Origin of the sequence: Arthrobacter gandavensis, assembly GCF_039528575.1 — a bacterium.
Taxonomy (GTDB): domain Bacteria; phylum Actinomycetota; class Actinomycetes; order Actinomycetales; family Micrococcaceae; genus Arthrobacter_B; species Arthrobacter_B citreus_B.
The window spans coordinates 102,347-112,341 of the sequence record NZ_BAAALV010000004.1 but is presented as its reverse complement, the minus strand read 5'-3'; the positions used below and the strand labels follow the sequence as shown (position 1 = coordinate 112,341).

9 protein-coding genes are annotated in these 9,995 nt (G+C 66.0%); 3 read left to right on the top strand and 6 right to left on the bottom strand.

Features of this window, described 5'->3' with window-relative positions:
- On the top strand, positions 1-753 hold a 753-nt coding region (locus tag ABFX29_RS11835), incomplete at its 5' end, for an NAD-dependent epimerase/dehydratase family protein (protein WP_346038493.1).
- A gap of 27 nt (positions 754-780) precedes the next feature.
- On the opposite strand, the gene ABFX29_RS11830 is transcribed toward ABFX29_RS11835, so the two are convergent.
- The 5 genes from ABFX29_RS11830 to ABFX29_RS11810 form a co-directional block, all read right to left on the bottom strand.
- Entirely contained in the window at positions 781-2,253 is a 1,473-nt protein-coding gene (locus tag ABFX29_RS11830; protein ID WP_152229327.1) for an amidase, read from the bottom strand.
- On the bottom strand, positions 2,250-3,509 hold the full coding sequence (locus ABFX29_RS11825) for a M20 family metallo-hydrolase (RefSeq protein WP_152229328.1): 1,260 nt from the start codon (positions 3,507-3,509) through the stop codon (positions 2,250-2,252). Before ABFX29_RS11825 ends, ABFX29_RS11830 begins: the two co-directional genes overlap by 4 nt.
- Positions 3,510-3,564: 55 nt before the next feature.
- Positions 3,565-4,908 (bottom strand): MFS transporter, encoded by a 1,344-nt coding sequence (locus ABFX29_RS11820; RefSeq protein ID WP_152229329.1) that lies wholly within the window; start codon positions 4,906-4,908, stop codon positions 3,565-3,567.
- Between the two features lie 329 nt (positions 4,909-5,237).
- On the bottom strand, positions 5,238-6,152 hold the full coding sequence (locus ABFX29_RS11815) for a LysR family transcriptional regulator (RefSeq protein ID WP_152229330.1): 915 nt from the start codon (positions 6,150-6,152) through the stop codon (positions 5,238-5,240).
- Between the two features lie 153 nt (positions 6,153-6,305).
- Positions 6,306-6,992 (bottom strand): DUF2848 domain-containing protein, encoded by a 687-nt coding sequence (locus ABFX29_RS11810; protein ID WP_152229331.1) that lies wholly within the window; start codon positions 6,990-6,992, stop codon positions 6,306-6,308.
- A gap of 138 nt (positions 6,993-7,130) precedes the next feature.
- Between ABFX29_RS11810 and ABFX29_RS11805 the strand changes: the two genes are divergently transcribed.
- Positions 7,131-8,489: an MFS transporter gene (locus tag ABFX29_RS11805; protein ID WP_152229332.1), complete on the top strand. Its 1,359-nt coding sequence runs from the start codon at positions 7,131-7,133 to the stop codon at positions 8,487-8,489.
- Here ABFX29_RS11805 and ABFX29_RS11800 read toward each other — a convergent pair.
- Positions 8,486-9,142 carry a GntR family transcriptional regulator gene (locus ABFX29_RS11800; protein ID WP_152229333.1) on the bottom strand — a complete coding sequence of 219 codons (657 nt, stop codon included), beginning with the start codon at positions 9,140-9,142 and terminating at the stop codon, positions 8,486-8,488. The genes ABFX29_RS11805 and ABFX29_RS11800 overlap by 4 nt on opposite strands.
- A 33-nt stretch (positions 9,143-9,175) precedes the next feature.
- Here ABFX29_RS11800 and ABFX29_RS11795 point away from each other — a divergent pair, with 33 nt between their 5' ends.
- Positions 9,176-9,979: a carbon-nitrogen hydrolase family protein gene (locus ABFX29_RS11795; RefSeq protein WP_152229334.1), complete on the top strand. Its 804-nt coding sequence runs from the start codon at positions 9,176-9,178 to the stop codon at positions 9,977-9,979.
- The last annotated feature ends 16 nt before the right edge of the window (positions 9,980-9,995 follow it).

Sequence of the window (9,995 nt, the reverse complement as noted above, 5' to 3'; positions counted from 1 at the left end):
CGTTCGCCCGAGAAGATTCCCGCTCCCCTCACCGGCCAGGCTGCCGACCTGACCGGCTCGCTGCCTCCCGTCCCCGCGGATACCGAAGTCGTCGTGATTTCAACGGCCGCCGGGGAACGTTCCGAGGCTGCGTACCGGTCCGCCTACGTGGACGGTACCGCCAATGTGCTGGATGCCCTGGAGCGCGACGGCGTGCATCCGCGCCGGATCCTCTTCGTGTCCTCCACTGCGGTCTACGGCGACGCCGGCGGCGGCTGGCTGGATGAAGATTCCCCCACGGCACCCGCGTCGGTGACCGGCGCCGTCATCCGCGAAGCCGAGGACCTGCTGCATGCCCGCCGGCCGGACGCCATGGTGCTGCGCCTGGCGGGGATTTACGGACCCGGACGCACGCGGCTGATCGACCAGGTCCGTGCCGGGGCACCTGATCCGGGCACCGGCCAGCTGACCAACCGGATCCACCGGGATGATGCCGCCGCGGCGATCGTGCACCTTACTACCGCGGTCGCCGAGCCCGCTCCGCTGTATCTGGGGGTGGACGACGAGCCCGTGGAACAGCGCGAGGTGCTCCGGTTCCTGGCCGGGGAACTCGGCACCGAGCTGGGACCGGCCGCGCCGTCGTCCTCATCCCGCGGCGGAAACCGCCGCCTGTCCAACGCCCGGCTGCGTTCCACCGGATTCGGATTCACCTACCCGACGTTCCGGGAAGGCTACCGTGCGGTGCTGGCCGGGCACGGGGTGCGGCACGGCTGAGCAGTGCGGGGCGGGGCCTGCGCCGCGTTACAGCTGCGGGTACCGTCCCGCCCAGGGGCGAAGCACCTCGATGGCAGCACCCACACGGAAGACGGACTCCTCCGCAAACGGGTGGCCCACCACCTGCACACCGGTGGGGACGCCGTCGGCTCCGAACCCGGAGGGCACGGCCAGGACCGGGCAGCGGTTGGCGATGTTGAACGGTGCGGTCAGGTGCCCTTCCCAGTAGTGCTGCAGCCGGGTTCCAGCCACCTCGATGCCGTCAAGGTAATCGGCATCCGCGGCCAGTGATCCCGCTCCCGAAGTGGGGCAGAGCAGCACATCGAAACCGGCCATTGCCGTTGCCAGCTCCGACTGGATCTTCGCCTCCGCCGCCAGCCCTTCAACCAGGGTGCTGCGCTGCGCAGCCGCCCGGGCGTCTGCCATGAACCGGCGGGTGTAGGCGGCCAGCGAGTCTTCGGTCCCGGCTGTGGCTTCCTCCATGGCCGGCCCCAGGATGTGGCCAAAGTGGGTGAAGATTGTGTCCCGGATACCGGCGGTGGTCCATGGGAGTTCCACTTCTTCCACCACGGCTCCGGCTGCCTGCAGTGCGGCGGCAACGGCACGGGTGTTGGCTTCGACTGCAGTGTCCAGCGGATAGTCCCCCAGCCGCAGGCAGAGTGCCACGCGCAGCCCGGCTGCGTTTCCGGCGTCGGGATAGCCCAGCGGCAGCGTGCCCGGCCCGCCGAAGGAGGCGTGGTCCCCCGGGTGCCGGCCGGACATCACGTTGGCCAGCAGCGCGGTGTCCGCAACGGTACGCGCCATGGGTCCGTCTCCGCGGTACCAGTCGGCGGACAGCGGAGCCAACCCGGGAATCCTGCCATAGGGGGCCTTGTACCCCACGGTCCCGGTGAAGGCCGCCGGAAGCCGGGTGGACCCCGCGATGTCCGACGCCGTTGCCAGCGGCGCCAGGCCGGCGGCCAGTGCAGCTCCCGCTCCGCCGGAGGACCCGCCGGGTGAGCGGTCCAGGTTCCACGGATTGCGCGTGACGCCCCACATGGGGCTGTGCGTCACCGTAGCGCAGCTGAACTCCGGTGACGTGGTGCGGGCGTGCATTATTCCCCCGGCAGCACGGATGCGCTCCACCACGGGATGGTCGGCCGCGGCTACGGTAGCGGCCTGGGCAAGCAGTCCCTGGGAGAAGCTGCGCCCGGCCAGGGCGTGCTTCTCCTTGGTCGCCACGGGCAGTCCCAGCAGCGGCCGCTGGCCGGCACTTCCGCGCAGATACGCCGCTTCGGCTTCCCTCGCCTGCACCATGGCGTCGTCGAACAGCGTTTCAGTGAAGGCGTTCACGGCCTGGTTCGCAGTGTCCGCGCGCTCCGCTACGGCGGTCAGCAGTTCCACGGGCGAGAGGGTGCCGGAGCGGAAATGCTCCAGCGAAGTGACGGCGTCCAGGTAGTGCAGCGGCGCCTCCCCTGCCGGGCGTGCGGACAGGTCTTCGCCGGTGGCCGGTGTGCTCATGCTGCCGGACCCGTGGCCTGGTCCGTCATGGCACCGTGCACGAGCTTCCAGCCGACTTCGGTGAGCGCTTCCAGTCCGGCAACCATGTCCTCGTCCTTGGTGAACTCGCGCTCACAGTGAGAGACCCCGTCCACGGAGGGAATGAAGAGCATGACGGTGGGCGCAATGCGGTTCAGCGCCACCGAATCGTGCCCGGCCATGGTCTGGATCCGGCGGATCCCCAGCCCCAGCTCAGCGGCAACCTTCTCCGCCAGCTCCAGCCCTTCCTCGGGGTAGTACTGGATGCCGCGGATATCGAAGTCGTTCACGTTGATGGTGATGTCGTGTTCCCGGGCAATGGCGTCGATGTCGGCGAGCAGGGATGCGCGGGCTTCGCTGACGATTTCCGGTGATGCCGAGCGCAGGTCCGCCACCAGGTGGACCCGGCGGGCGACGACGATCGGCGAGTTCGGTTCCAGGGTCATCCGGCCCACCGAGGACACCAGTGCTTCTTCGGCGAACTTCTTCGTCACGTCGTGGACCAGCAGCACCACCTTGGACGCCGCCACCAGGGCATCGTGGCGGTCTGCCATGGCAGTGGCGCCGGTGTGCGACTGTTCGCCGAGCACCTCGATGTCCAGTTTCTGGGTGTACCAGGAATAGTCGACGGCGCCGAGCGGCAGCTGCTCGCGTTCCAGGATGCGGCCCTGCTCAATGTGGATTTCCGCGTAGCTGGCCACTTCCGGCCGCTCATCCGTGCCGAGGTAGCCGATTCCGGACAGGGCGTCCCGGACGGAAACCCCGGCAAGGTCACGGACCTCCAGCATGGCTGCTTCATCCATGAGCCCGGCAAACACGGAACTGCCCATGATGGACGGGGCGAACCGCCCGCCTTCCTCGTTGAACCAGTTCACAACCGCCAGGTTGAAGACCGGAGTTCCAGCGCCGGACTGAAGGCGCTCGGTGATCCGGGAGGCGGCGTGCAGGCCGGCGATCACGCCGTACGCGCCGTCGAACCGGCCGCCCAGCGGCTGGCTGTCCAGGTGCGAGCCAACCAGCACGTACGGTGCGCCGGGAACCAGCTCGATCAGCGCGAACATGTTGCCGATGCTGTCCACACGCACCTCCCAGCCGCGGGCCTCGGCGTAGGCGGCAAACCAGTCCCTGGTCAGCTTGTCTTCAGCGGTGGCTGCTTGCCGGTCGACGCCGTTGGCTTCGGTGGCGCCAATGGCGGCGACGTCGTGGAAATCCTTCAGGAAGGCCTGGGATGAAGTCATGGTTTCTTTCCTTTGATTCAGGCGGGCTTGATCCGTGCGGCTGTACCGAGCGGCGCTAGCCCATGCGGCCGCGGGTTTCCGGCACTTTGGTGAGGGTGAGCAGCAGCAGCACGATCACGGCTGCAGCACTCATGTAGAAGCCCGGCGAGTACGCCACGTCCGTCGCGGCTACCAGTGCGGTGCCCACGAACGGGGCGGTCCCGCCAAAGATGGCATAGGCAACGTTGTAGCTGATGGCTGCGGAGGTGAAGCGGGTCTTGGTGGTGAAGATTTCCACGAAGAACGTGTAGCAGCCGCCGCCGTAGATGCAGAGCGGCATGACGAAGAGCAGCTGGCCCAGGATGGCCAGTCCCAGCACGCCGCTGGTCACCAGCATGAAGCAGGGAACCGCGAAGACGGCCAGTGCTGCCGAACCGGCAATCAGCATGGGCTTGCGGCCAACCCGGTCGCCGATGATTCCGCCCAGCGGCAGGAGCAGTGCGTAGAACGCCATGGCTGCGGCGTTGGCGAGCAGCGACTGGTCACGGCTGAGGTTGCCGGTGGTCTGGACGTAGGAGACGAAGTACCCGGAAAGGAAGTAGAAGCCCATTGCCGTGAGGCCCATGACGAAGATGACCTGCAGCATACGGACCTTGTTGGTGCGGAAGGTCTCGCGGATGGGGCTGTATTCCTTGGTCTGGTTTTTGGCCAGGACTGCCTTGAAGACTTCGCTTTCCTCGGTCTTGGCGCGGATCCACAGGCCGAAGAGGGACAGCGGCAGTGCCAGCAGGAACGGGATGCGCCATCCCCAGCTCTGGAAGTCGGCGTCGCTCATGGACTGGCTGAGGATCAGGATCAGCGTTCCGGCCACCACGGAGGGCAGCGCGGTGGCTGCGAGGGTGATGTTGAGCCAGAAGCCGCGGCGGTTCGCCGGTGCGTGTTCAAAGACGAACGACGGCGCACCCACCGATTCACCGCCGGCCGAGAAGCCCTGCACCAGCCGGCAAAGCACCAGCAGGGCCGGAGCCAGCGCACCAATGGTGGCGTAGGTCGGCAGCAGTCCGATGGCTGCAGTCGCCGCACCAATGGAGACAAGCGTGATGTAGAGGACCCTGCGCCGGCCGATCTTGTCGCCCAGGGCACCGAAGAATAGTCCGCCCAGCGGCCTGATCAGGAAGGCGACGCCGAACGTGGCAAAAGTGGACAGCAGCCCGATGAAGGCGCTTTCGCTGGGGAAGAAGAGCTGGGAAAGGACCACGGCTGAGAGGCCGTAGAGGGCGAAGTCGTAGAACTCGATGAACTGGCCAACGCTGCCGCCGGCCAGGACACGCTTCTGCATGCCTGTAATGCGGGGCTTGGCACCTTCCGCCGGAGCGGACTGGACACTGGTGTCGTGCGGAGTCACTTCGTTCGTAGTCATGAAAGCCACCGTACGCAAACCGGGTTTAGGCTCCGTTGCCCGCGGTTTCCGGAACGTAACGTCTGGCTGGAGGTTGTGTCGGCAGTGTTTCCCGCTGCCGGTCCGGTCTGCGCGGATTGTGTAATGCCGCGGAAACGTGGTTCTGAACTGTTCAACTGCACTCCTGGGGATCGGCGCCGGTCAGCAGCCGTGTTCTCCGCGTCGTTGCGGGGATGGGGCGGCGTGCTGCCGGCAGGGCAGAGATGATGATGGGTCCACTCTGGTGACCTGCGTCACAGATGTCCAGTTGATGTTTATGAAGCGTGTGATCGATTTCGTCGATGCGAGGATCAGCGATCTGCGCCGTACAGCCGCCCGCACACCGCCTCAAAAGCCAGGGCCCGGCGGGTGGGGCGAACCCCGGCCGGCCGAACCAGCATGACTTCGATTCCGGGAACATCATCGGTGAGCCGAAGCGGAACAACCCGGCCTCCGGCATAGGTCTGGTCATGGTGCAGCCGCTGGTTCAGCACCGAATAGCCGTGCCCCCGTCCAACGAAGGACCGCACGGTTTCATAGCCCGAGGCACGGTGGCGGATCTTCGGGCGGACGCCGGCGGCGGCAAACAGGCTCATGAAGTACTCACGGGTGTGCGGCAGGTCAAGCAGGATCATCGGTTCGTCTGCGAGCTGCGCCAGTGATACTTCACCGTCCGGGCTGGCGGCCAGGGGATGGCTTTCCGCCACGAGCACATGGGCAGTTATCCGCTCCACCACCTTGGTGGTGAAGCCTTCGTCCAGCCCCAGACCGTACATCAGCGCCAGTTCGCACTCGCCATCCAGCAATGAGCGCCGGAGGTATTCCTGGTCTCCTTCCAGGAAAGAAATCTGCACTTCCGGGTGGGCCGTTTCGAAGGCCTGCAGGATCACCGGGGCACGGAAGGGTGCCAGCGGAGCAAAGACTCCCACACGCAGTTCACCCGTGAGTGCGTCCGAGTAGCCGCGCGCCGCTTCATAGAGTGCATCGGCTTCTTCCAGGAAGGGTGCCAGGTCCTTGGCGAACTGCCGGCCAGCCGCGGTCAGCCGCATTCCCCGCTGCCGTCCGCGGATAAAGAGCTGGACGTCGAGGTCTTTCTCCAGCTGCGAGATCGCGGCAGAGAGCGCAGACTGGGTGACATTGAGTTCCCGGGACGCCGCAGTCATGCTCTCTGCCGCTGCCACCGCCGAGAAGTAGCGCAGCTGCACCAGGGTAAACGGTTTGGCCATGTGCCCATCCTGCCAGTCCGGCGTGCGGCAGCGCGGTGCATGACGCGGGCGCACTTTCGCGGGCGCACTTTCGCGGGCGCCGAGATGTCGACGCCGAGATGTCCGGGCACGGCCGTGCAGGTGGTGCTTCGAGCCGTGCCCTGACTGCGGCAGTTAGCCGATGGGTTCGGCCATCCGGCGCACGCCGTAGCTCAGCGAGAGGGCCTCGCCGGTTACGGGGTCGGCCATTTCAACCTTCCAGCTTCGGGCAAACTGGTCCACTCCGTGCAGCATGGCCACGGTGCCGGAGATCAGGACCGTTCCGGGCTTGTCCAGGCCGCGCTCCGCCAGGATGTCCAGCCAGTAGTCGGGCGTCAGCAGGGCTGCCAGGGAACTGTCCTGGATCAGCGTGTCCGGGTCCTCGCCGGCACCGACCCAGGCTTTCAGCGTGATCTCGTCCAGGTGGTCCCGCACGTCGTCCAGCCGCCAGGCCCTGCGGCCGAGGACGTCGGGGCTGGCATTCTTGCTCCAGGCCACGCCGTGGACTTCAAGGTCGCGGTCCGTGTGGTCGCAGGCCACGGTGAGCAGGGTTCCGGCGTCGGAGATGACCAGTGCCCATTCAGCTTCGCCGGAAGTCTTGCCATGCTGCACACTGACTTCCTCGACCTGCTGGGCAAGGTACGGGGAAACCGGGTAAAGCGCGGGAGTTACCGAGGGGCCGGGCACGCCAAGCTCTGCCAGTTCCTTGATGTGGGCCTGGACTTCGTCCTGTTCCCGGCCTGCGTAACCGGCGTTGAGCAGGTGCTTTACGTCAACGGCAACCGTGGTGCCGTCCGGAAGTTCAAAGTTCAGCGTTGTCATGATGTGGCCCTTCGGAAGAGAGATTTTACAAACCGGAAATGGAAACCCTCGCCAATCTACATGAAGTATGCGTAATGTATACATCGTTCATCCAAGTGGCTTGCATCACTCCCGTCCATACCCCGGAGGTCCAACACCGTGACAACCAGCCCCGCACCCGGCGCCGGCCAGCCGCCGCAAACATCCCCGCCGAACCGGCCAGCAGGCCTTTACAAGGCCTTCGCAGCCAGCCTTACGGGGACGGCTCTCGAGTGGTACGACTTCGCGGTCTATTCAGCGGCAGCGGCAGTCGTCTTTCCCATCATTTTCTTCCCGTCGTCGGATCCGCTGACGGGAACCATCCTGGCGTTCTCCACCTACGCCGTGGGTTACGTGTCCCGCCCGGTTGGAGGAATCATCTTCGGCCGCCTGGGCGACCGCATCGGCAGGAAGAAGGTGCTGGTAGCCACGCTGATGATCATCGGCGTTGCCACGGTGCTGATCGGAATCCTCCCCGGCTATGCCACCATCGGCATTGCGGCACCCCTCATCCTGGTGCTGCTGAGGTTCGCCCAGGGCGTGGGCGTGGGCGGGGAATGGGGCGGCGCCGTCCTGCTCTCCAGTGAATACGGAGATCCGAAGAAGCGAGGATTCTGGGCCTCGGCAGCCCAGGTAGGGCCGCCTGCAGGCAACCTGATGGCCAACGGCGCCCTGGCCATCCTCACGGTGGCCATGTCCGAGGACGCGTTCATCAGCTACGGCTGGCGCATCGCCTTCCTGTTCTCCGCCGTCCTTGTTGGCTTCGGGCTCTGGATCCGCCTCAAGCTGGAAGACACACCCGTCTTCAAGGCGATCGAAGCCCACGGAGACCGCCCTCAGGCACCCGTCAAGGAAGTCCTGACCACCCAGCTGAGGCCCCTCATTGCAGCCATCCTGAGCCGCGTCGGACCCGATGTGCTCTACGCACTCTTCACCGTCTTCACCCTGACCTACGGCATCCAGTTCCTCGGTTACGAACGCAACCAGGTACTCACCGCCGTCCTGGTCGGCTCCGCTTTCCAGCTCATCACTATTCCGCTGGCAGGGGCGGTCTCAGACCGCATCAACCGGCGGCTGGTCTACGCGGCAGCTGCGGTCCTGGGGGCGGCGTGGACTTTCATTTTCTTCGGCGTCCTGGGCAGCAACAACCAGCTGGTCCTGACGATCGGAATCGTCCTCGGCCTGACCTGCCACTCGTTCATGTACGGCCCGCAGGCCGCGTTCGTCGTTGAACAGTTCTCGCCGCGCCTCCGTTCCACCGGCAGCTCGCTCGCCTACACGTTTGCCGGGGTAATCGGCGGGGCTATCGCGCCGCTGATGTTCACGCTCCTGCTCAGCGAGTTCGGCAGCTGGGTACCGGTTGCCGCCTACGTTGGCGCGGCTGGAATCCTCACCCTGATTGGCCTCGCACTCGGACGCGACCCCCACAGCACCGAAGACGAGGAATACCGCACCCTGCTCGAGACCGAAAAGGTCTAGCCGCGCAGCAGGAGGCCCAGCGTCACGTCCAGGTGGCGGCTGATGGCCTCCTGCGCCGCGTCGGTGTCCCCTGCCACCAGCGCGTCGAGAATCTCCTGGTGCTCACCGCACACCTGCCGGCGGCGGCCGGAGGTGCGGAACAGTGCTTCAACTCCAACGAGGACCTGGCGTACATGGAGCTTGGCGTAAGTGCGGGAAATCAGTTCGTTTCCCACTGCGTCTACAAGGAGCTGGTGGAAGGCGGCGTCGAGCCGGATAAACTCGCGGGCGCTGGCTGCGTCTAGCAGGTCCGGGAGCCCGGCCTGCTCCTGCAGGGTAGCCTCCATCGCCTCGCCGGGGACGATGCCGGCACCGATGGTATGGGCCGCAGCATGGCGTTCCAGGACTCCGCGCAGCTCCATGAGTTCGGAAATCTGCCTGCCGGTCACTGCGGGAACATACGCGCCCCGCTGCGGAATCAGCTCTACCAGCCCGTCCGCCACAAGCAGGAGCAGGGCTTCACGCACCGGGGTCCGGGAGACGCCGATTTCAGCTGCCAGTTCCTGCTCGTTGAGGAACGTACCCTGGCGTGCAGGGTCAACCAGGATGTTCTCCCGGAGATAGGAAAAGGCTTTTTCGCGGCTGGACGCAGCTGTCCCCGTGGTTTTAGGCATACATTATGTATACAACAAGGAAAGGGGAATCCCATGCGCATCGCGCTTGCCCAAGTTATCAGCAGTTCCGATCCGTCCTCCAACCTTGACCTTGTCCGTGACTACGCGGGCCGGGCCAAGGCTGCCGGTGCTGAGCTCGTTGTCTTCCCGGAAGCTGCCATGTGCGCGTTCGGGAATCCCCTCGAGCCCGTCGCCGAGCCGCTGGACGGGCCTTGGGCGTCCACGGTGCGCCGAATCGCCGCAGACCTCGGGATCACCATCGTGGCCGGCATGTTCACCCCGGGAAACGGGGGCCGGGTCCGCAACACCCTTCTGGTCACCGGCCCCGGCGCCGAAGCCTCCTATGACAAGATCCACCTCTTCGATGCCTTCGGCTTCGCCGAATCGGACGCAGTGGACGGCGGCGACTCCCCCGTGACCTTCAGCCTCGGCGGCATGACGTTTGGACTGGCAACCTGCTACGACGTTCGTTTTCCCGCGCTCTTCACCGCCAACGCGCGCGCCGGTGCAGACGTGAACATTGTCTGCGCCTCATGGGGTGCCGGTCCCGGAAAGTCCGAGCAGTGGGACCTCCTTGTCCGTGCACGCGCCCTAGACAGCACCACCTATGTCCTTGCCTGCGGCCAGGGGGATCCCGCCTCGCTTGGCCGCCCCCGGGAAGGGACCGCCCCCACCGGCGTCGGACACAGCGCCGTCATCTCGCCCTTGGGTGAAACCCTGGTTTCCCTCGCCGATGCTCCGGGACTGGCCGTATTCGACCTGGATCCCGCCGTCGTGGCCCAGGTCCGCGAACGCCTCCCCGTGCTGGCCAATGCGAAGGATTTCTCCGCAGCCTAGGCAGGGCTCAGCAGAA

Excerpts from the sequence above, each read along its gene's own strand:
- ABFX29_RS11830 (WP_152229327.1), bottom strand. The coding sequence starts at position 2,253 with ATGAGCACACCGGCCACCGGCGAAGACCTGTCCGCACGCCCGGCAGGG.
- ABFX29_RS11825 (WP_152229328.1), bottom strand. The coding sequence starts at position 3,509 with ATGACTTCATCCCAGGCCTTCCTGAAGGATTTCCACGACGTCGCCGCC.
- ABFX29_RS11820 (WP_152229329.1), bottom strand. The coding sequence starts at position 4,908 with ATGACTACGAACGAAGTGACTCCGCACGACACCAGTGTCCAGTCCGCT.
- ABFX29_RS11815 (WP_152229330.1), bottom strand. The coding sequence starts at position 6,152 with ATGGCCAAACCGTTTACCCTGGTGCAGCTGCGCTACTTCTCGGCGGTG.
- ABFX29_RS11810 (WP_152229331.1), bottom strand. The coding sequence starts at position 6,992 with ATGACAACGCTGAACTTTGAACTTCCGGACGGCACCACGGTTGCCGTT.
- ABFX29_RS11800 (WP_152229333.1), bottom strand. The coding sequence starts at position 9,142 with ATGCCTAAAACCACGGGGACAGCTGCGTCCAGCCGCGAAAAAGCCTTT.
- ABFX29_RS11795 (WP_152229334.1), top strand. The coding sequence starts at position 9,176 with ATGCGCATCGCGCTTGCCCAAGTTATCAGCAGTTCCGATCCGTCCTCC.